The organism is Halohasta litchfieldiae (genome assembly GCF_002788215.1).
Taxonomy (GTDB): Archaea; Halobacteriota; Halobacteria; order Halobacteriales; family Haloferacaceae; genus Halohasta; species Halohasta litchfieldiae.
Genome location: NZ_CP024845.1, coordinates 538,392 through 559,039 on the forward strand (window position 1 = coordinate 538,392; position 20,648 = coordinate 559,039).

The following is a 20,648-nucleotide window of genomic DNA, read 5'->3' on the forward strand; positions in this document are numbered from 1 at the left end:
CTCCTGACGCTCACTGTGGCTCCTCCGGTTCAACTGGTGGCTCTTCGACTGGTGGTTCTGTTTCGGTGGCGGTCGCGGTTCGTGCTCCGGCCATCTGTCGACCCGTGATGTCCAAGAACAGCTCTTCGAGGCTCGGCTCGTGGGTTCGGATGTCGACGACCGAGCCACCCGCAGTTTCGGCGTCGTCCTGCAGTGATTCGACCGCGTCCATCGTGTCGACTATCGCTCGCCGTCGACCATCGCTCGTGGGTTCTGTTTCGGGGAGATCGATATCCGTATACACGTGGTAGGTCGTCTCGCCGTACTCTGCGCGGATGTCGTCGACCGTCCCCCGAGCGACGATCCGCCCCTCGTTCATGATAATGATCCGGTCGCAGACGCTCTCGACGTGGTAGAGGTTGTGAGCGCTGAAGATCACCGTCTTGTCATCGTCCCGGAGTTCGCGGGTGAATTCGAGCACCGAGTTCGTGGTGAGGGGATCGAGTCCACTTGCCGGCTCGTCGTAGATCAGGACGTCAGGATCATTGATCAGCGAGCGGGCGATGGCGACCTTGCGTTTCATCCCTTTCGACATGTCGCCGATGCGTCGGTCGCGGTACTCCAGTTCGAGTCGGTCGAGGGTTTCGGCGATTCGGTCGTTGGCCGTCGACCGTGGCACATCATATAAATCGGCAAAAAAGCGGAGGTATGATTTGGGGGTCATATCCTCGTATAAGGGCGATTCCTCGGGCAGAAAGCCGAGGCGGTGGCGCATCGCCGAGTCCTCGGCGTCGAACCCCGCGACTTCGGCGCTGCCCGTCGTCGGCTCGATCAGCCCGGCGAGCATTTTTAACGTCGTCGTCTTTCCAGCCCCGTTCGGCCCGACGACGCCGAAGATTTCGCCCGTTTCGACTTCGAAGGAGCTGTCGACGACGGCGGCAAAATCACCGTAGGTCTTCCGTAAGCCCGAGACCCGTATCATACCGAACCTGTTGTCTATGAGTACAAAAACGCACGGCCTGAAATACAGCGACTGATAGCCAGACTCAATCGGGGCGGTCGAACGCGAACCGATCCGCGGTTGAGGCGTACTGACTTCCGGCCAGTCGACCCACCGTGTCGAGTTTCTCGATGTCGAGTTTTCCCTCGGTGAGGGCACTGTCGTCGACGTGGGCATGGACGACCTCGCCGAGAATGAGGACGCTGCCGCCGACCTCGATCCAGTCGTAGAGGTCGCACTCGAAGGCGACCTTCGCGGCGGCGACGCGAGGCGGGTCGACCAACACGGAGTCGGCTCGGTCGATCTCAACCGCATCGAACTCGCTTTCGCCCGGTCCGAGCGTCGCGCTCGTGGCGTTCATCTGCTCGACCAGCTCCCGTGTCACCGTGTTGACGACGAACTGTTCGGTCTCCCGGACGTTCCGCGGCGTATCTTTTAACTCGCCACTGCCGACCGGCGCGAACATCACGACCGGCGGGTCGACGGCGACGACGTTAAAAAAGCTGTACGGCGCGAGGTTGTCGACGCCCTCGGTGCTCGTGGTGCTGATCCAGCCGATTGGGCGCGGGGTAACGGCGGTCGACAGCAGTCGATAGGCAGAGCCGAACTCGTCGGGGGTTCCATCGCGAGTCGTCACACCCGACACGAGGCGTCCACTCCATATATCAGTTCGCGGATACTGATGTCACTAGATAACACCGATGTCACTGGATACTACCGACGACAATCTTGTGTGGGGCCGATGACTGACCAGCGACTGGCAGGCGAGTCGACGGGTCGGGTCGTCGGCGTCGACGGCTGTGCCGGTGGCTGGTTCGCAGTCTGGACCGAGCCGGACGAGCACGGATTTGAGAGTGGCCTCTACGTCGACATTTCGGCGCTGTTTGAGGCCCACGGTGATGCCGACCGTCTGCTCGTCGACATTCCGATTGGGCTCGAATCGTCGACCGCTCGGGACTGCGACCGGATCGCTCGGCGTCGACTCGGCGCGCGTGGAACCTCTGTGTTTCCGGCTCCCTGCCGAGCTGTTGTCGAATACCGCCAGCAGGAGGGCGAGGCGGCCACCTACGAGCGGGCGAACGAGATGCAGCGCGAGCAACTCAACTCGGGGATCTCGCGGCAGGCATGGAACATCACGCCGAAGATTGCGGCGATGGATACGTATCTACGAGCGGATTCTCCGGCAGTCGACGTCTACGAGAGCCACCCGGAGCTTTGTTTTGCGGCCCTTAACGACGGCTACCCCATTCCCCAGCCGAAATCCAGTCAGCGGGGCCGTGCGGCGCGGTTCGGGGTGTTTGCTGAGTGGACTGCGGGCTGGCAGTCGTGTTACGAGGACGCGCTTGCGGCGTACTATCGGAAGGATGTCGCCCGAGATGATATCGTCGACGCGATGATCCTGTGTGCTGCTGGCCAGCAGCCGCTGGCGTCAGTGCCGGCAGAGCCGCCGGTCGACAAGCGTGGGGTACCGATGCAGATCGTCGCTCCAGCAATCGAGCCTTCGTGGGCACAGTACACCACGCTTGCTGAGCGGTGAGACAGCGCCACGCCTGAGACACCTCCGGACAGGAGTAGTGGGGTATTACTGCACGCGGAGTTCGGTCTCTTCGACGGCCTCGCTCAACAGGGCCTTAATTTGGTCGACCGTCTCGCCGCCCTCCGAGGCGTTTTCCATCAGCACCGTCTCGCTGGGGAACAGATGCTCGCCCAGCACCAGCCCGTACTCCCGGGCTGTCGAACCCGTCATCGTCAGATAGACGCCAAGTCCACTGTCGGCGATTGCGGCCTCCTCTTCGGCGTCCTCGCTCGGATAGACGAACTCGATGTCGTCGGTAACATCCGTGCCCAAGACCGCTTCAATAAGTCGTTCGTATCGGGGCGAGATACAGAGCGGTCCCGTGTGGGCGTCGACGAACGCGCGGTCAAGATCTGCGCCGTTGAGCAGTTCCGGCATCGCCATCAGCGTGTGGTAGACTGTGTCGCCGAGGCCAGTCACCACACGAACGTCGGTGTCTTTCGGATTGATCCGCTGGTTGATCTCGGCCAGCGAGCCCAACCCCTCAGGTTGGAGTTCGACGACCTCTTCGAGGACCAGATCGGCGCTGTCGAAGCCGAGAGCGAACTCGTGGGTTCGGAGCGCGCGGAACGGCTCCTCGCGGCCGATCAGTTGGAGTTTGGTGTCGCCGCAGTCGACGGTCGCGCTGTCGAAGACGACGCGTCGCGGAAAGCCATCGCGGCTATCGCGCAGGAGGGTGTACTCGGGGGCTTCGGGGTCGGTGGGGTCGCTGTAGTCAGCAAGTCGTTCGTAGGGACCATGCTCGGGTTCGGTGGTGCCTTTGGTGATCGCTTTCTCGTAGCGGAGTGTCGAACTCACGGAATCAGCCAGTGCCTCGCAGTCTGCAACCGTTGCGAGTCGTTCGAGCACCGCTTCGAGCGGTCGACCCTTCCTGGGAACCGCCACCGGAACCGTTCGGCTCATTACCGGAGTGTCGGAACCACCTCCTAAACAGATTCCGTTTCGCTGGCTGTGCGTCAGTGGCTGACACCCGGCTTCGGTCGCGGCCACAGTCGCGATGACAACTCAGTTGTCGCCGTCGCCGCCGCCCATGCCGCCACCGCCGACACCGCCGAAGGCACTACTGAGTTGGTTGCGGAACTGTTCGAGAGCCTCGATTTCGGCCTCTAGCTCCTCGATGCGGTCGGTGAGTGCGTCGACCTCCCCGGCGTCGGCCGCGGTTTTGCTCCGTTCGTCGACGTCTGCGACCGTCTCTTCGAGATCGTCGATATCGGCTCGAAGCCGCCGCTTGATAGATCGAATGGAGTCGTCGAGGGCTTCCATGTCGTCTTGGACGTCCACAATGTCGTCGTCCATCCCACCGATATCGGCATTGAGGTCTCCGACTCTCGCGTTGAGGTCGTCGACCGTCTCGCCGATGTCGCTGATGTTGTCGAAGGCGTGGTCGAGATCCGTATCCAGATCCGCGACGGCTTCGGTGGCCTCCTCGGCCTCTGCGGTCGCAGTCTCTGCGGTGTTGGCTGCCTCGCTCGCGGTGGATTCGGCACCCTCGGCGGTCTCGGTTGCGGTCTCGACGTCTCTGGAGAGCTTCGAGACCGACGAATCGAGATCGTCGACTCTTGCTGCGGCGTCGTCGGCTGTGTTTTCGGTCTCTTGGATGCGCCTGTTGATGTCGTCGACCGACTCCTCGTTGCCGGCCACCCGCTCGTCGAGTGCTTCGAGATCACGTTCGACCGTATTGACGCCGGTTCGGACCGTCGCCAGATCCGCGCTGAGATCAGCGCGCTCGGCGGCTGCCGAATCGAGGTCGACGGTGATCTCGTCGAGTTCCGAGGAGAGTTCCTCAACATCCGACCGCAGGTCGCCGAAGATCTCCGTTGCGGTGCCGTTTTCGTCGATGAACTCTTCGAGGGCGTCAGTGTACGCCGAGAGATCCTCAACCTGCGACTGGACCCGGCTGAGTCGGACCTCGACGCTCCGTGGGACGCCCGATCCGAGTTCTTTTTTCAGCAGCGCGCGGTCTTCCTCCGAGACGTTGCCGTTTCGGAGTTCGGCGGCGAGGACGGCAGCGATACCGCCCTCCACGGCCACGACCGACGAGGAGTCCTCGTCGTCGCCATCTGCTGTGGCGCTGACTGCCGATTCGAGATCGTCGTTGACTGCTCGGGGGCTTGTTGTCACTGGCTCAGTGGTGGCTTCTGGGTCCGGCTCGGTATCGTCGACGGTGGTCGGCTCGTCTGCCTCCGGCTGTTCGTCCGTCTCCGGCTGGTCATCCGTCTTCGGCTGTTCGTCCGTCTCCGGCTGGTCATCTATTTCGGGCTGCTCGTCCGTCTCCGGCTGGTCATCTATTTCGGGCTGCTCGTCCGTCTCCGGCTGGTCGTCGATCTCCTCATCGTCGACTGCCGGGTCAGCCTCATCGGTGGCGTCGGGTTCGGCCTCAGGTACGGCCGACTCCTCGCTGTCGGCGGCCGCAGTATCGGCGGATTCGATGTCGACAGCCGCGCCGTCTCCATCGCCATTCACGGCTGACGGATCGGCGGGTTCGACGTCTTCCGACTCCATTTCAGGGGCCAGTTCGCCGAGATCAGCCTCGGCCGACGCGCCACCGGTCGCACCCGCAAGCGGGTCGTCGGCGTCGGTACCGAGTGGGTCCGCGGGCTCCTCGCCGTCGACGCCCGGCAGCGAGCTTCGGTCACCCGAGAGCACGTCGCGGACGAGTTGGCTGTTGTCGGGACCGAGCACACCCTCGATGTCGGCGGCCTCCTCCTGTTCGCGGGGCGACAGCTCCTTGAGTTTCGGCTCGATGAGGAACTCGGAGAGATCGCTCGTGTCGTCGGTTCGAATCCCGTAGACGGTTTTGACTGTCTCGCCCGGATCGATATCCCGTTCGAACTCGACGCGGTGATCTTTGTAGGCCGTCCAGCGGTCGCTCTCGAAGTCGGGGTGGAACCCGACTCGTTCCATCGGGAACGATTCGGGGATCTCATCGGTCAACCGCACGTGGGTTGGCTCCGATTTCGTCGACTCAAGCAGAAAAACAACCGCTGGGACGGGGAACTCATCGGCAGTGACAGTTTTGTCGACGGTGATCCCGTCTTTCGAGACTGTCACAGACTCGTTGCTGTTTGACCCCTGGCTCATAAAAGGGTGTTTCACACCAGCATCTTAAATTGTACGGGCCAGTTTTCGTGTTTGATAGTCAACTACTCTCCAACTGACATGAGTGAAGGTTATATGAAATTTATTTACTCTGACTATAAATATTTAATTTGTATTTTGTAGAACCGCGAACAATCCGTTCATGTTCGATTGTTCGAGGTGACTCAGAATGGCACTGTTACAAACTCCCACGCCTCGATGCAGGTCGACGCCCTGTCCGACCTCGAAGAAGGCTGTCGCTGGCTACTGTGGACCAAATAAAAATTGTCGTCGATAGGATGCCGACTTAGCAGTAGTCCGCCACGTTGACCGTGTCCGACCGGGCTTCTTGTCGACGCTGTTCGCGCTCGATCTGCTTGCGGACCGCTCGGGCATACGGCGTGTCCTGTCGCATCGCCTGTCGTCGACAGCGGTCCTGTGTCATCCAGATGTGCCGGTCTTCATCTGTTGTTTCCGGGTCCCAAAACCACGTGGGAAATTGGTAATCTGTTGTCATTGTTGGTTCCTCCTACATACTGTAGGATGGTTGTCTGCGATTCGTGTTTGTCTACACCATGGTATGCGATGCCATGATACTTAAATTGACCGTTCATATTCTTAACATACAATCTTGTTACAAAATGTTTCGCTAAAACAAATATAAGGAATTATTTGTCCAGTTAGGTTGCTGGAATGTTGAAATACAGCGTCACAGACAGATTCGTCATGAACGTTTTAGATGGGTATCGGAGCCAGCACACGATCACCCGATGGCAGCTACTTACAGGTCGACGCGGTCGCCGATCTCGGCGATGTCGAGTCGCTGTGGGTACTCGTAGGACTGTGCGTGGTGGTGGAGCGCGGTCGGATCGGCGGTCATCCCTTTCCACATGTCCCAGTGGCTCGGCAGCAGGCGGTCGAGCTGGAGATCCGAGGCGGATTTGATCGTCTCGTTTTCGGTGGCGTACCACTTGGTTCGGACCGGCTCGCGGGTCTCCTTGTCGGGAATGTTGCCAATCGCGCCGAATGCGAGAATACCGAGATCGATATCGTAGTTCTCGCCGTGGTCGACAAAGCTGCTCGACGGTTTGCTGTCGCCCGCGTGGAAAATCGTTCCCGACTCGTGTTGGATCATGTAGCCGACCGGGTGGGTCGAGTCGGCGTCTTCGGTCTCGACGACGTCAATCGTGAACTCGCCGATGTCGAGGCTGTTGCCCTCGGTGACTTCGGTGAACTGCTCCTCGCTCACGTCGTAGGTTTCGAGCCACTCCTCGTCGTCGAAGGCGACCGCGAGGCTGTCGTCGGGCGCGTAGAAGTCGACACCTGTGTTTTCGAGAATCGGACCCTGACTCGGGCCGTGAGTGTGGTCGGTGTGTTCGTGGGTTGCGAGGACGGCGTCGACCGCGTCTTCGGTCACGTCTTCGGGGTCGAACGGGACCGGAACCATGCGGATGGTTCGCGGTGGGTCGCCCAGTCCGACGTAGGGGTCGATCCACAGCGTCGTGCCTTCGCTGCCTTTGATCACGAAGCCGTTACAGCCCAAATACCAGAGTGAGACGGTTTCGGGGTCGGCATCCGCAACCGCCTTCGGGAGCCAGTCGCCCCAGTCGCTTACTGTCATGACCGAGAATGCGGACCGACCACTCCTAAACGTTACTTACTCAGAGCCAGTCGGCCTCGGGGTCGACGTAGCCTTCGGGCCGGTCGCCCGCGAGGACGGCCAGAATGTCGGTGGCGATCCATCTGTTGAGTTCCGTGACCGACTCCTCCGAGTAGAAGGCGGCATGCGGTGTCAAGATTACCTCGTCGCGGTCGGCCAGCGGCGAGTCGGTCAGCGGTTCGTCTTCGATCACGTCGAGGGCGGCCGCGGCGATCTCATCGTTCCGCAGTGCCCATGCGAGGGCCTCCTCGTCGACGATCCCACCGCGACCGACGTTGACCACCACTGCGGTCTCGCTCATCCGCTCGAAGGCCTCGCGGTCGAACAAATGACGGGTCTCGTCGGTCAGCGGCGCGTGGATCGAGACGTGGTCGGCCTCCGCCAACAGGTCGTCGAAGCCGACCTTCTCGACGCCGTACTCTGCCATTGCCTCGCTGTCGACGAAGGGGTCGGTCGCGACGAGTCGACAGTCGAAGCCCGCGAGTTTCTCGGCGGTCGCTTTTGCCAACTGGCCGAACGAGAGAAAGCCCACGGTTTCGCCAGCCAACCGGTGGATCGGCTGGCCGTCGGTCCAACTCCACTGGCCGCGCTTTACTGCGCGGTCGTAGACGTTGAGTCGACGCACCGAGGCCAATAGCAGCGAGACGGCATGCGTCGAGACCTCCTCCCGGCAGTACTCCGGCACGTTGGTAACGGTCACGCCGTGGGCCGCCGCCGGAATGTCGACCCCGTCGACGCCGACCCCTGCGCGGGCAACGATTTCGAGTCGGTCACACTGCTCGAACACCGCGGCCGGAACCGGCGTGTTAACGTCGACGACGAGCGCCTCGGCGTCGCCCACGGCGTCGATGATATCCTCGGTCGTCTCCAACGCAGCCGAGTCGACTGTTGCCCGCTCACCGAGCACCGACGCCAGCGTCTCGGTCCGAATCATCGCGTCGTCGCTCACGACTACTCTTGCCATAGTTGATAGATCAGTCCACGGGGTAATCAATCACCCCCGGATTCCCACGTACTGAGATGGTTGTCTCGTGGGACCACCACTCACAGACGACTGGTCGGTAGCAAATACCATTTGTTACCATCTGCTACCAAAATATGTCATTTGGTGGTATTTGCTGTCTGTTCGATCAGTAACGGTTTGGTGCGGGCCAGTCGACCACTCACCATGCGAATCAGCGTGATTGGAAGCGGTTCGGAACTCGACGCGTCGACGGCGGAAGATGCCGAGGCAGTAGGTCGACTCCTCGCAGAGCGAGGTCATACCGTCGTCTGCGGCGGGATGGGTGGCGTGATGAAAGCGGTTTGTCGGGGCGCGAGCGAGGCGGGCGGCGAGACGATTGGGATTTTGCCGGTCGACGACCCTTCGGCGGCCAACGAGTGGGTCTCAACCCCGATTGCGACCGGGATGGGCCACGCCCGAAACGTTCTCGTTCCACTCAATGGCGAGGCGGTAATCGCCATCTCTGGAAGCGGTGGAACGCTCTCAGAGATCGGGTTTGCGAACGTCTACGACCGGCCAGTGGCCGGACTCCGAACCCACGACCTGCCGTGGATCGAAGCGGTTGCGACGCCAAGCGAGGCCGTCGACTACGTCGAGTCGTCGACCGAGTCGTAGCACGCGACCGTCTTTCAGCACTGAGAATCGGAGCAACAGGCTTAGGCCCGAATACTCACTGCTCCGAGTATGCAGCGACGCACATATCTTGGGCTTGCGGCGACGGGTGTGATTGGGTCGGTGGCTGGCTGTACCTCGGCAGCCAATGGCAGTGAGTATCCACCGTATCCGGATGCTGAGACGATTGAGTTGTCAGGGGATGGACCCGATACCACAGAGCGCTTCGAGATCACGCAGGATGGGCCGACGCTCGTCGACGCCGAGCATATGGGATCGGACAACTTCATCGTCGTTCTCGACGATCCTGATATCGAAACGGACGACGAGACCAACGAGTCCAACGAGTCCAACGTGACAACTGAGTCTACAGAGACGAACGAGTCGACGGACGAAGCCGAACCCGACCCGGTGGTTGCCTCCGTCGTGGATGCGATCGGTCCCTACGATGGGCGGTCACTGCTGCCGGTTTCGACGGGCTCGTACGTACTCAGCGTACTGGAGGCGGATGCCGAATGGACGGCGACGATCTACGATCTCCCGTCGTACGAGGACGGTGTGGGTATCGACCTTCCCCTCAAACGTGAAAGCGAGCAGTACGATGTGATCGGCCCGATCAACTTCGGCGAACAGACAGAGACGGAGTTCAGTTTCTCGAGGGTGTCATAGAATAGTTCTCATAGCGTGATGACGGTGCTTCCTGGATTGTCTCCGCGTTCGTCGTTGGTGATCGCAATAACGAGACGAAGGCACAGCGCGAGGAACACTTGTGCTCGTGCGTGGACGCGGCCTCGGGCGCGAACGTGCCCGAGGCCGCAGTCCTTGACGGCGTCGTTGGTTCGTTCGACTCCACTCCGGCGGTTGTACGTCTCGTCTAGCGTCGATTGCTTCAGCTGAACGTCCTCGCTGTGTTCGTCGATGCGGGCTTCGACCCTGTACTCGATGTCTTTCGGATCGTCGGTGTTTCGTGCGTTGTACGGAGCGACTGGCACGACCCCTGCGGCCAGCAGGTGGTCGTGCCAGCCGAGCGTGTCGTAGGCGCTGTCTCCAAGCATCCAGATCGGTTTCTCGACGGCGAGCGCGTCACACGTGACGCGCATCGCCGTCTCCTCTGGCGCTTGCTTGCTCTCGGTGAACTCCGCGGCAATCGGGATCTTTTGCCCGGTCGAGACGATCGTACAGCCGTAGCCGTGGTAGTACTCTTCGGCGGTTGGATCGTAGCCTTTCGACGCGTCTTGGTCGGCGGGCATCGTCCTCACGTCGGTGGAATCGATGGAGTAGGTCAAGTCGAGCAGGCCGCGGCAGGCGGCCTGCTCGACGAGGCGGTCGAAGACCTCGTCGACGACGTGTTCGAGGTCGGTGAGGAAGCGATCGACCGCGTCTCTCGACGGCGGTCGATCGAAGCCACAGCTGAGCCAGACGACCGTGTTCTGGAGTTCTCGCGTGACTGGACGGATGCCGTAGACGTTCTTGTAGTAGCAGTGCAGGAACGCTCGGAAGAGTGCTGGTGGGTGATGATCTCGTGTTCGCCCCCGGCGAGCGGGGGCGAACACATCGAATTCTTCGAGAAAGTCGAACTCAAGATGCTCGAACAACGCGAGCGTCTCGGTCGCCATTACATTGAAGAACTCGTCGATAGAAGTCTCCTCTTGCAGGATGCTGGCGCTCGTAGACACAGTTCCAACATCCTGCGTCTTCGTGTGTGACGCTTTCTATGACACCCTCTTTCTCGGCAACGGGCCCCGGTCTCCACAGGGTCTTCCTCACCGACCGCGACGGGGCTGATTCGCTCACGGTCGCCCAGTTCAACGGCGAAGATGAGCAGACCGTGACCCGCCCGATATCGGGCGTAGGGTATGTCGAAATCCTCTCGAACCGCTCGTGGACGTTTGAACTGTCGACCTAAGTATACTGACCTCAGCATACCGACCTAAGGGCTACCGAACGCGCTCTAACAGATCGTCGATGGCGTCGACGGCTGGCTCAGTCGCCCGTTCCTCACGGGCGGCCTGCCGCAACGCGTCGAACCGCTCGGCCAGTTCGGCCACCGTCTCGCTATCAAGGGTTCGGGGATCGAGCACCGGCACCCCCTCCAACTCTTTTGGCTCGATTTTGTCCATGCCCGACGAATAGGTCCGTCCTGACCGCCGGACGACCTCGCTTGCGAACCCACTATTCAAGTAGGCCAACAGCGCTTTTTGTTCCGATTCGCTGAGGTCGACGTCGAAATAGATCCCGTGGAGGTTGCTCAGCGTTCGGGCGTCGGTCTCGTTTTTGATGAAGCGGCTTCCACCGCGGCTCATATAAGTAAAGACGACCGGCGGTGGATCACGGCGGTCGACCACGTACCACGGCGTCCGATGCTCGGCGAGATAGCCACTGTGGGCCCCGATATCCTCGCTGCAACCGTGGCGAAGGTAGTCGACGATTCCTTCGGTCTCGCCACCCGGTTGGGCACGATCCTCGTAGGCTGCGAGCGTGCTGTTGCCCTCGATCTCGGTCGACTGGAGTGCGCTTGCGATTTCGGAATCCAGAGCCGTCAGGTGATACAGTACCCAGACTTCCTCGCCAGCCTCGCGGTCGACGGTCCAGTCGTCGACGGTGTACTCATAGCCGGGAACGTGTCGGGCGTTGCGGATGATCTTCGAAAGATATCGTTCGTCGATGTTCCACGCCGCAACGTCCTCAGCTGTGAGACAGTAGTAGTCGTTCTGGCCGGTGGCGATGCCGCGGGTGACGGTTGCGAGGTCCGATAGGGCAACGAGATCGGTCGTATCGATATTGAGGGGGTCGAAGAGGCCAGTCCACTTGTCGCTTGGCTCCAGTTCGGTCTGCGGGACGACGTTGACGAAACCCCAGTCAGTCTCGCCCTCCTGCTCACCACGAATTGCGGCCAGCAACTCGGCTTCGCTGGGGTCGCCGTCGACGCGAATCATTCGTGTCAGGTCGCTGGCCTCGCCGTCGGGTTTTTCCAGAAAGCTTACCAGACTCGTGGTCAGTGCTTCATCGAATTTTGAACTGTCGTCGCGGTCGAACAGCACGAGCGCCCTGATGTCGAACGCCTCGACCAGAAACCGTTTGAGGGATTCGCCGTAGCCGGTTTCGAGGAACTCGCTGGGAGTGATAAACGAGAGTCGACCGCCCGGTTTGAGGAACGCAGCGGCGTGGTAGTAGAAGTAGGCGTACATCGGTGACAGCGCGCTGATGGTCTGACCGGTCTCGCGTTCGGCTTGGTCGTTGATACGCTGCTTGTAGTCGGCATCGAGTTCGTGATGCCGCGAGTAGGGTGGGTTCGAGATGATCGCGTCGACTGCACCGTTTTCGATCTCGTTCGGTTCGACAGAGAGAAAGTCATCGATCCGGAGGCTGTGTGGCTCGCCATGATTTAAAAGGGCCAGCGAGGTCGCGGCCATCACAAGCGACAGTTCATTGAGGTCGACGCCGTGGATGTCAGTCAGCGGTGGCTGGTCGACGTGTTGTTGTTTCGTCTGGTAGGCCGCCGCCGCCAGCGCGCCAGCGCCCATCCCCGGATCGAGGACGGTTTCGGTGCCGTCCTGAATCAGCCATTCAGCCATCAGCGAGGCGATCGTCAGCGGGGTTCTGAACTGGCCGAGTTTGCGGCGGGCCGACTGCGGCGTCAGGGATTCAAACAGGTGGCCAATCATCTCGGCCGGTTCGTCGGCCGCAATGAGGCTGTGGCGAGCATCGAGGAGGTCTGCGAGGGCGTCAGCGTCGACCACTCCGGCCACCCTATCGAGGACGTACGGTGCAAACGCCGAGTCGTCGGTTTCGGCATGGGCCTTTTTAAAGGCCGTCTGGGGGTCTGCGGGGAGTTCGGGCAGTCGACCCTGCTGGTGGTATCGCTCGTAGAGGGTCGCCTTGAGCACCGTGTTGAAGGAGGCTTGGCGGGCGACGATTTTGTGGGGGTTGTCGAGTCGGTCGAGACCCTGAAGTTCACACCATGCGTCGACCTCGCGGTCGAGCGAGGGGTCGACAGTCTCCGTGAGTCGACTGTGGATGCGACTCGCGGCGGTTTTGAGGACTGTCTCAGGTGTGGTCGACGGGCTCATTCGTTGGTGAATAGTCGGGTATCGTATCAAAAGAGCGTTCGCATAACAAGACTGTGACGGGCAAAACAGTAAGGTATCTTGACGATAATTCGAGTGGTGGTGACAATCGATGAGTGAGACCGACTTTGTAACGCGGATCGAAGTGGCGGCTGTGCAGACACAGATGGGTGAGTACAACGACGTTGCGGTCGAAATCTACCCCAGTTGGGTCAAAATTGAAGACGATCCCGGTACGCACTGGATTCCACGGGAGAAGGTTACTGAGGTCTTCGATCAGGAATAATTCCCAGAGCGATTTTACGGCTCACGACGTTGTTCGTTGCAAAATAGCCCGGGCGGATTCGAACCACGGTCGCTCCTTTCAGTCGCTCCCTGTTCCGAATCCGCAGAGCGATATTCGCCGCTCGCAGTATTGCTTGCGGCAGAATAGTCCCGGGCGGATTCGAACCGCCGTCATAGGCTCCAAAGGCCCATATGATTGGCCACTACACCACGGGACTCCGTCTACAGTTCGGACCGCCGATTTACATAGTCCTTTCTTTTCACGCTCCGGTCGACACCCACCCACAGTCTTAGGCTCACAGCCACCAATCACCACCCATGGACCCCCGGTGTCCCGACTGCGGCGTCAGCCTCGAACGGTCGACACCCATGACGGCCCTCGACCGCGAGAAAATCAAACTCCGAACTGATGAGCCGCGAAAGGGAATCCTCGGCTCGCTCGGCGCGAAAGAAACGGTCGACGTCTTCGGCTACATCTGCCCCGAATGTGGACTCGTTCGGTGGTATGCAGATGTCGACGACAACTGAACCCACAGCACATTTAATGTCGTCTCCTGTGGGTGACGTATGGGATTCAAACGCGTTGGCGTCCTCTTGGTGGGCGTTGGCCTCTGTCTGTCGCTGTTTTCGGCGGTCGCCTTCGGCACCGTCTCCGCAAGCACCGAAGCCCTCTGCGAGGATCACGAGCCCGACTACAGCCTCGCTGGCGTCGACGGTCTCTCGGTCCAGTACTCCGATGGCTGTAACGAAAAGACCGTCAACCCACTGGTCACCGGCGGTGGACTCCTCACGGTCGCTGGCCTCGCTGTCGGTCTCGGCGGCGTCCTCCAAGACCGGTCGACCGAAGACTAAACCCTAACCACCCTACTTTACCAGCGTCACCCGCACCGGTGACCGAAAAACGACTCCTTCGGCCACACTGCCAACGAGATTTCGCGATTCACGATCTCGGCCATGACTGCCGAGGACAATGTGTTCAATGTCGTTGTCTTCGACGTAGTTGACGATCTCTCGACTTGGTCGACCAACCCGCGTCTCAGTATCTAACTCGATATCCTCATCAGTCTGCTCGCGGGCCGTCTCGAACAACTCCTCGGCGTACTCCTCGGCGCGGTCGTACCACGCCTCGCTGCCGTGCTGGGGCGTGTCGTAGGCCTCGACACCCAGCGACACGTAACTGTACCCCGGTTCGGTCGGGTCGATGACGTGCAGCAGATGGATCTCAGCGTCGGGGTAGTCGTCAAGCGCCACCGAGAGGGCGTTGTTCCCGAGCGGTGAGCCATCGAGGGGGACCAGTATCTGTCGAACCATACTCTGTTTTTCGCGCCGACACCCCAAAAGGCACAGTTCAATCAGCACTGAGAGTCCGGTTTACTGGACAGTCGACCAACCCTGAATCGCACCGAATGGACGGCTTTAAGCATGACAACCGAGGTCATACTGACGTATGAAACTCCACGAGTATCAGGCGAAGGAAATCTTTGCAGACGCAGGGATTCCAGTCCCTGCATCTCAACTCGCAGACAGTGTCGAGGGTGTACTCGACGCTGTCCGCGAGATTGGGTATCCAGCAGCTATCAAGGCACAGGTCCACGTCGGCGGCCGCGGCAAGGCCGGCGGCATCAAGATCGCAACCAACGAAGACGAGGCCCGCGAGGCAGCCGAATCGATCCTCGGCATGGATCTCAAAGGCTACCACGTCAACGAAGTGCTCGTCGAGCAGGGCGTCGACTTCGTCGACGAGTACTACGTCGGCGTGACGATGGACCGCAGCGAGGGCGAAGCCGTCGCCATGGTCTCCACCAAGGGTGGCGTCGACATCGAGCAGGTCGCCGAAGAAGACCCTGAGGCCATCGCACAGGAACACATCGACCCCGCATTTGGCCTGCACCCATATCAGGCCCGAAAAGTCGTCTACGATGCTGGTGTGCCCGCAGAGTACGCCCGCGATGTCACCGCGATCCTCTCGAAACTCTACGATCTCTACGAGGACAACGACGCCAGCGACATCGAGGTCAACCCGGTGATGAGCACTGCCGACGACGACGTGATCGCCGCCGACGCCGTCATGAACATCGACGAGGACGCGCTGTTCCGGCACTCGGACCTCGCGGAGATGGAAAAGGACGCCTACCAGAACGACCTCGAACGAAAAGCTGGCGAGTACGGCTTCGACTACGTTCGACTCTCAGGGAATACAGGCATCATCGGCAACGGTGCCGGACTCGTGATGACCACCCTCGATCTGGTCGACTACTACGGCGGGACGCCCGCGAACTTCCTCGATATCGGCGGCGGCGCGAAGGCCCAGCGCGTGGCCAACGCGCTGGATGTCGTCTTCTCCGACGAGAACGTCGACAGCGTCGTCTTCAACATCTTCGGTGGGATCACCCGCGGCGACGAAGTAGCGAAAGGAATCAACGAAGCACTCGAACAGTTCGACGAGATTCCCAAACCGGTCGTTGTTCGACTGGCCGGAACCAACGCCAAAGAAGGGATGGAGATCCTGAACACCGACCTCGTGCAGGTCGAAGCAACCCTAGAGTCAGCGGTCCAGCGTGCGGTTAAAAACGCCGAAGAGGTGGCACAATGAGCATTTTCGTTGACGACGACACCAGAGTAGTAGTGCAGGGAATCACCGGCGGCGAGGGCAAGTTCCACACCGAGCAGATGCTGGAGTACGGCACCAACGTCGTCGCTGGCGCGGTCCCCGGCAAGGGCGGCCAAGAGGTCGCAGGCGTCCCCGTCTACGACACCGTCTACGAGGCCGTCGAAGCCGAAGACGCCGACGCCTCGGTCGTGTTCGTCCCGCCAGCATTCGCGGGCGACGCGATCTTCGAGGCCCTCGACACGAACCTCGATCTCGTCGTTGCGATCACCGAGGGTGTCCCAACGCAGGATATGGCCAAAGTGAACAAACGACTCAGTGAGGTCGACACCAAACTGCTCGGCCCGAACTGTCCGGGCATCATCACCCCTGGCGAGGCCAAACTCGGCATTCTCCCCGGCAACATCTTCGAGTCAGGGAATGTGGGTCTGGTCTCCCGGTCTGGTACCCTGACCTACCAAGTCGTCTCGAATCTCACCGAGCGCGGCATTGGCCAGACGACCGCGATTGGAATCGGTGGCGACCCGATTATCGGAACGTCGTTCATCGACGCCCTCGAAGCCTTCGAGGCCGACCCCGACACCGAAGCAGTCGTGATGTGCGGCGAGATCGGTGGCGAGGACGAAGAGCAGGCAGCAAAGTACATCGCCGAGAACATGGACACCCCGGTTGCTGGCTTCATCGCCGGGCGGACCGCACCGCCAGGAAAGCGCATGGGCCACGCTGGCGCTATCGTCTCGGGTTCGGGTACCGGCACCGCAGAGTCGAAGATCAACGCACTCAACGATGCAGGCGTTCCGGTCGGCGACACCCCCGAAGAGGTCGCTGACGCCATCGAAGACTTCCTGTAGCGGTACACTACCCCGTTTTACCGACTCAGTCGACATCACCAGCTATACCGGGCGTGCGGCCAGTATCTCTTCATGGTCGCAATTATCGGTTCTCTTGTTGCGTTCGTCATCGCGCTGCTGATTGGTGGATTGGCCATCTACATCAGCGCCCGACTCCTGATTGACGTCGACGACTACAGTCACGCCGTCGTCACGGCGGTCCTTGGCGCAGTCGGCTGGGCGCTCACGTCGTGGATTCCGCTCATTGGGCCCGTCATCGCACTGATCGTCTGGGTCGGCGTCATCAACTGGCGCTACCCCGGCGGCTGGACGAAGGCCGCGATCATCGGACTCGGTGCGTGGCTCTCCGCACTCGTCATCCTGTTCGTCGTGAACTCGATCCTCGGCCTCGGCATCGGTGCGTTCGGCGTTCCCGGCGTTTAAAAACGTAGTCGGTGACTACTCACGATTTTAAACAGGTAGTCGACGGCTATGCTCGGTCTTTAAACAGGTAGTCGACGGCTACTGCCGGTCCAAAGATAGCGTTGAAGATATAATATCACGGTTCACTGCTCACCCAACAGGCTTCAGACATTTCTTCACTTCGTTCAGTCATGTCTGAAATCGCGCGAACTCGCTCCGCTCGTTCGCTGACTTCTGCAACTCCTTCGCGCTGCTCAGTCGTGGCGGAAGGCGCGTGAGTTCACTTCGTTCACTCACTGCTTTCCGACACGCTTTCGCTTCGCTCAATCGTGTCGGAAACAACGCATCCCGGTAAACACCATCGCCATCCCGTGTTCGTCGGCCGCCTCGATCACGTCCTCGTCGTTCACCGAGCCACCGGGCTGAATCACGGCCTCGATTCCGGCCTCTGCGGCGGCCTCGATTCCATCCGGGAACGGGAAGAAGGCATCCGACCCCATCACGGCACCCTCGGCACTCTTGCCTTCGGCGTCACGCCCTGCTTTCTTGCCAGCCAGTTCAACAGCGTCGACACGCGACACTTGGCCCACACCGAGGCCAACCGTCTCGGTCCCCGATGCAAACACGATCCCATTCGATTTGACGTGTTTGAGCGTCTGCCACGTGAACTTCATCGTCTTCAGTTCCGCGTCGGTTGGCTCCCGCTCGGTGACGACCTCGAACTCCTCTATCGACGGCGATGCCAGATCTCGCTCTTGGACGAGTCGACCACCAACAATCGGTTTTTCGGTGAGGCGCTCACTAATCTCGCCGAGTTCGCCGACGTCGAGCACGCGGAGGTTCTTTTTATCGGTCAGCACGTCAAGTGCAGCGTCGGTATACCCCGGCGCAACGACGACCTCTTTGAACGAGTCGACGACCTGCTCGGCGGTTTCGGCATCACATTCGCGGTTGAGCGCGACGACGCCACCGAAGGCGCTTTTGGGGTCGGTTCGGAGGGCCTTGTCGTAGGCTTCTGACAGTGAGTCGGCGGTCGCACAGCCCGCCGGGTTGGTGTGTTTGATCACCGCTGCGGCTGGCTCGTCGAACTCCTTGATCAGGTTGAGCGCGCCGTCAGCATCGTTGTAGTTGTTGTACGACAGCGCTTTCGCGCCTTCGTTGAGCTGCGGCGCAGAGACGACGTTGGCTTCCTCGCAGGTACCGTCGGCGTACACGGCACCGTCCTGATGGGGATTCTCGCCGTATCGCAGCGTATTCGAGAGGTCGTCAGAGACCAGTCGACGCTGTGGGAAGTCCCCGCCAGTGTCGCCCTCGATTTCGACCGTCTCGGCGTCGGTGTCGACGCTTACACGATCCTCGGCGACCCATCGGATGGCTCGGGGATAGGCCGTGAACTCGGCATCGTACAGCACACGCTTTTTGAGATCGTCCGTCTCGTCGTCCTCGTAGACCGGGACGGCCTCTTGGGTGACGATGGGTCCGGCGTCGACCTCCTCGGTGACGACGTGGACCGTACAGCCGGTCATCCTCGCTCCGGAGTCCAAGACCTGCTCGTGGGCGTCCATGCCGGGGAACGCAGGCAGGAGGGAGGGATGGATGTTCAGCGTGGTTGGTGCGTTGTCGACGAACGCCTCGGTCAGCACACGCATGTAGCCATCCAGACAGACGATATCGAAATCGTAGCTGTCGAGTGTTTCGAGGATACGCTCTTCGTGGGACTCGCGGGACTCACCCTCATCGCGGGTGACGACCTCGGTTGGGATACCGCGCTCGGAGGCCCCTTCGAGAACCGGTGCACCGTCTTCGTTTGTGAGAACGATAGACAGCTCCGCACCGCCCGGCATCCGGTCGGCGATATGCAGCAGATTTCGGCCGCGATTGCTCGCTAAGCCAGCGATTTTGACCATATGTGAGCCACCCGTGGCGACCGAAAAACAGTTGCGGTCGACTGCGACCTGTACGTGTTTGTGGATAGATAGCGCACTGAACACCGCCGAACGCTGGAAAATATGCACGAGGCTGAGGGTTGCTTTCGACATTCTTTTGGGAGTACCACCACCTGACTCAGCCATGACTGAACTTCCGCGATCCGACCCACTGGCGGCGGTCTCGCCGCTCGACGGTCGGTACGCCCGCCGGACGGCCCCACTCTCACCGTACGCCAGCGAATCCGGTCTCATGCGCGCTCGTGTCCACGTAGAGGCTGACTACCTGCTCGCCCTCGCCGATCTCGATGCCGTCCCAATCGAGTTGAGCGACGCCGAGTCGACCACCCTCCGTGAGACCTACGAGAGCTTCAAGGCCGAGGACGCCCGACTGATCAAAGAACTCGAAGTCGACGGCGCCGCCGGGTACACAGCGACTAACCACGACGTCAAAGCGGTCGAATACTTCCTCCGCATCAAGCTGGACGACTCGGAGGCTGTCGACGACGCCGAACGACTCTACCCGTGGATTCATTTCGGCCTCACCAGCGAGGACGTCAACAATCTCGCTCACAGACTGCTGGTCAAACCGGCTGTTGAGACCGTGCTCGTCCCCACGCTGCAGGATCTCCGCGACGAACTGGTCGACCTCGCCCACGAACACAGCGACCTCTCGATGCTGGCCCGGACCCATGGCCAGCCCGCGACGCCGACCACGTTCGGCAAGGAGATGGCCGTCTACGCCTCCCGGCTCGGCAAGGCCATCGGGCGTGTGCAGGCCACCACTGACGACCTCTCGGGCAAACTCGCAGGGGCTTCTGGGACCTACGCGGCCCACCACGCCGCCTATCCCGATGTCGACTGGCAGGCCTTTTCGGAATCCTTTGTCACCGACCTCGGTCTCGACCACACCGAACTCGCCACGCAGGTCAACCCCTGTGACGATCTGAGCGCGGTATTCGACGCCCTGCGCGGCGTTAATAACGTTCTAACAGATATGGATCGGGATATGTGGCTCTACATCTCGGATCGCTATCTCGGTCAACAGACCGTCAAAGGCGAAACCGGCTCGTCGACGATGCCCCACAAGGTCAACCCCATCGACTTCGAGAACAGCGAGGGCAACCTCTCGAAAGCCAACTCGGATCTCACGTTCCTCGCTGACTACATCACAACCTCTCGACTCCAGCGGGATCTCTCGGATTCGACGGTCAAACGCAACATCGGTGCGGCCTTCGGTCACTGTCTGATCGGGTATAAAAAGGCCCAAGCCGGATTGGACAAGATCGTCCCCAACGAGCAGGTAATGACCGAGGAGCTGGAGGCCACCCCCGAGATCATCGGTGAGGCGGTTCAGACGATCCTCCGACGAGAGGGCGACACCGACGCCTACGAGCGTGTCAAGGACCTCACTCGCGGCAAACACGTGACAATCGAAGACTTCTACGACCTCTTTGAGTCGCTTGATGTCGACGAGTCAGTTCGTGAGGAACTGCTCGCACTGACGCCGACCGGCTACACTGGCGTTGCCGACGAGTTGGTCGACCAAGTCGACGACTGATCGTAGTCGGTGACTAACGGGAGTAGAGATCAAGTAACGCA

At 60.6% G+C, this 20,648-nt stretch carries 22 protein-coding genes and 1 tRNA gene; 11 read left to right on the forward strand and 12 right to left on the reverse strand.

Translation table 11 applies throughout. The annotated features are described in order from the left end of the window. Window positions 1-10: 10 nt before the first annotated feature. Together HALTADL_RS02685 and HALTADL_RS02690 are read right to left on the reverse strand one after the other, a co-directional pair. Window positions 11-961, reverse strand: coding sequence for an ABC transporter ATP-binding protein (locus HALTADL_RS02685; RefSeq protein ID WP_089673786.1), 951 nt, complete (start codon window positions 959-961; stop codon window positions 11-13). Window positions 962-1,025: 64 nt separating this feature from the next. After that, window positions 1,026-1,616: a flavin reductase family protein gene (locus HALTADL_RS02690; RefSeq protein ID WP_089673796.1), complete on the reverse strand. Its 591-nt coding sequence runs from the start codon at window positions 1,614-1,616 to the stop codon at window positions 1,026-1,028. A gap of 105 nt (window positions 1,617-1,721) precedes the next feature. Here HALTADL_RS02690 and HALTADL_RS02695 point away from each other — a divergent pair, with 105 nt between their 5' ends. Then, on the forward strand, window positions 1,722-2,516 hold the full coding sequence (locus HALTADL_RS02695) for a DUF429 domain-containing protein (protein WP_162551658.1): 795 nt from the start codon (window positions 1,722-1,724) through the stop codon (window positions 2,514-2,516). A gap of 45 nt (window positions 2,517-2,561) precedes the next feature. Here the strand turns inward: HALTADL_RS02695 and HALTADL_RS02700 are convergent, their stop codons facing one another. The 5 genes from HALTADL_RS02700 to HALTADL_RS02720 form a co-directional block, all read right to left on the reverse strand. Continuing rightward, window positions 2,562-3,458 carry a hypothetical protein gene (locus HALTADL_RS02700; RefSeq protein ID WP_089673788.1) on the reverse strand — a complete coding sequence of 299 codons (897 nt, stop codon included), beginning with the start codon at window positions 3,456-3,458 and terminating at the stop codon, window positions 2,562-2,564. A gap of 102 nt (window positions 3,459-3,560) precedes the next feature. Further along, a complete protein-coding gene (locus HALTADL_RS02705; RefSeq protein WP_089673789.1) occupies window positions 3,561-5,636 on the reverse strand; it encodes an alanine-zipper protein in 2,076 nt (691 codons plus the stop codon). 304 nt (window positions 5,637-5,940) lie between these two features. Next, the gene (locus HALTADL_RS02710) at window positions 5,941-6,150 is read right to left on the reverse strand and encodes a hypothetical protein (protein ID WP_089673790.1); all 210 of its coding nucleotides are present in this window, start codon (window positions 6,148-6,150) and stop codon (window positions 5,941-5,943) included. Window positions 6,151-6,414: 264 nt separating this feature from the next. Beyond that, the gene (locus HALTADL_RS02715) at window positions 6,415-7,254 is read right to left on the reverse strand and encodes an MBL fold metallo-hydrolase (protein WP_089673791.1); all 840 of its coding nucleotides are present in this window, start codon (window positions 7,252-7,254) and stop codon (window positions 6,415-6,417) included. 40 nt (window positions 7,255-7,294) lie between these two features. Continuing rightward, window positions 7,295-8,257: a C-terminal binding protein gene (locus HALTADL_RS02720; RefSeq protein WP_089673792.1), complete on the reverse strand. Its 963-nt coding sequence runs from the start codon at window positions 8,255-8,257 to the stop codon at window positions 7,295-7,297. A gap of 204 nt (window positions 8,258-8,461) precedes the next feature. Here HALTADL_RS02720 and HALTADL_RS02725 point away from each other — a divergent pair, with 204 nt between their 5' ends. After that, window positions 8,462-8,911 carry a TIGR00725 family protein gene (locus tag HALTADL_RS02725; RefSeq protein WP_089673793.1) on the forward strand — a complete coding sequence of 150 codons (450 nt, stop codon included), beginning with the start codon at window positions 8,462-8,464 and terminating at the stop codon, window positions 8,909-8,911. A 69-nt stretch (window positions 8,912-8,980) separates the two neighbouring features. After that, the gene (locus HALTADL_RS02730) at window positions 8,981-9,577 is read left to right on the forward strand and encodes a hypothetical protein (protein WP_089673794.1); all 597 of its coding nucleotides are present in this window, start codon (window positions 8,981-8,983) and stop codon (window positions 9,575-9,577) included. An 8-nt stretch (window positions 9,578-9,585) separates the two neighbouring features. Here the strand turns inward: HALTADL_RS02730 and HALTADL_RS02735 are convergent, their stop codons facing one another. Continuing rightward, window positions 9,586-10,524 carry a transposase gene (locus HALTADL_RS02735; protein ID WP_015911568.1) on the reverse strand — a complete coding sequence of 313 codons (939 nt, stop codon included), beginning with the start codon at window positions 10,522-10,524 and terminating at the stop codon, window positions 9,586-9,588. Window positions 10,525-10,622: 98 nt separating this feature from the next. Here HALTADL_RS02735 and HALTADL_RS02740 point away from each other — a divergent pair, with 98 nt between their 5' ends. After that, window positions 10,623-10,814 carry a hypothetical protein gene (locus HALTADL_RS02740; protein ID WP_089672585.1) on the forward strand — a complete coding sequence of 64 codons (192 nt, stop codon included), beginning with the start codon at window positions 10,623-10,625 and terminating at the stop codon, window positions 10,812-10,814. Window positions 10,815-10,845: 31 nt separating this feature from the next. On the opposite strand, the gene HALTADL_RS02745 is transcribed toward HALTADL_RS02740, so the two are convergent. Then, window positions 10,846-12,978 (reverse strand): HsdM family class I SAM-dependent methyltransferase, encoded by a 2,133-nt coding sequence (locus tag HALTADL_RS02745; RefSeq protein WP_089672584.1) that lies wholly within the window; start codon window positions 12,976-12,978, stop codon window positions 10,846-10,848. A 109-nt stretch (window positions 12,979-13,087) separates the two neighbouring features. On the opposite strand from HALTADL_RS02745, the gene HALTADL_RS17155 reads away from it, so the two are divergent. Then, window positions 13,088-13,261: a hypothetical protein gene (locus HALTADL_RS17155; RefSeq protein WP_162551659.1), complete on the forward strand. Its 174-nt coding sequence runs from the start codon at window positions 13,088-13,090 to the stop codon at window positions 13,259-13,261. 144 nt (window positions 13,262-13,405) lie between these two features. Here the strand turns inward: HALTADL_RS17155 and HALTADL_RS02750 are convergent. Continuing rightward, window positions 13,406-13,478 (reverse strand) — tRNA-Gln (locus HALTADL_RS02750). 100 nt (window positions 13,479-13,578) lie between these two features. Between HALTADL_RS02750 and HALTADL_RS02755 the strand changes: the two genes are divergently transcribed. Together HALTADL_RS02755 and HALTADL_RS02760 are read left to right on the forward strand one after the other, a co-directional pair. Continuing rightward, a complete protein-coding gene (locus tag HALTADL_RS02755; protein ID WP_089672583.1) occupies window positions 13,579-13,788 on the forward strand; it encodes a hypothetical protein in 210 nt (69 codons plus the stop codon). 39 nt (window positions 13,789-13,827) lie between these two features. After that, complete coding sequence (locus HALTADL_RS02760) at window positions 13,828-14,112, forward strand: hypothetical protein (RefSeq protein ID WP_089672582.1); 285 nt, start codon at window positions 13,828-13,830, stop codon at window positions 14,110-14,112. Between the two features lie 12 nt (window positions 14,113-14,124). On the opposite strand, the gene HALTADL_RS02765 is transcribed toward HALTADL_RS02760, so the two are convergent. Next, window positions 14,125-14,571, reverse strand: coding sequence for a universal stress protein (locus tag HALTADL_RS02765; RefSeq protein WP_089672581.1), 447 nt, complete (start codon window positions 14,569-14,571; stop codon window positions 14,125-14,127). A gap of 136 nt (window positions 14,572-14,707) precedes the next feature. On the opposite strand from HALTADL_RS02765, the gene sucC reads away from it, so the two are divergent. The 3 genes from sucC to HALTADL_RS02780 all read left to right on the forward strand — a co-directional run bounded on the left by sucC (window position 14,708) and on the right by HALTADL_RS02780 (window position 17,142). Then, window positions 14,708-15,853 carry an ADP-forming succinate--CoA ligase subunit beta gene (gene sucC, locus HALTADL_RS02770; RefSeq protein WP_089672580.1) on the forward strand — a complete coding sequence of 382 codons (1,146 nt, stop codon included), beginning with the start codon at window positions 14,708-14,710 and terminating at the stop codon, window positions 15,851-15,853. Further along, complete coding sequence (sucD, locus tag HALTADL_RS02775) at window positions 15,850-16,719, forward strand: succinate--CoA ligase subunit alpha (RefSeq protein ID WP_089672579.1); 870 nt, start codon at window positions 15,850-15,852, stop codon at window positions 16,717-16,719. The genes sucC and sucD overlap by 4 nt, the downstream gene beginning before the upstream one ends. Before the next feature lie 72 nt (window positions 16,720-16,791). Continuing rightward, window positions 16,792-17,142, forward strand: a complete 351-nt coding sequence (locus tag HALTADL_RS02780; protein ID WP_089672578.1) for a hypothetical protein — start codon at window positions 16,792-16,794, stop codon at window positions 17,140-17,142. 302 nt (window positions 17,143-17,444) lie between these two features. Here the strand turns inward: HALTADL_RS02780 and purH are convergent, their stop codons facing one another. Beyond that, window positions 17,445-19,028 (reverse strand): bifunctional phosphoribosylaminoimidazolecarboxamide formyltransferase/IMP cyclohydrolase, encoded by a 1,584-nt coding sequence (gene purH, locus HALTADL_RS02785; protein WP_089672588.1) that lies wholly within the window; start codon window positions 19,026-19,028, stop codon window positions 17,445-17,447. 163 nt (window positions 19,029-19,191) lie between these two features. Between purH and purB the strand changes: the two genes are divergently transcribed. Continuing rightward, window positions 19,192-20,607 carry an adenylosuccinate lyase gene (purB, locus tag HALTADL_RS02790; protein WP_089672577.1) on the forward strand — a complete coding sequence of 472 codons (1,416 nt, stop codon included), beginning with the start codon at window positions 19,192-19,194 and terminating at the stop codon, window positions 20,605-20,607. Window positions 20,608-20,648 lie beyond the last annotated feature (41 nt).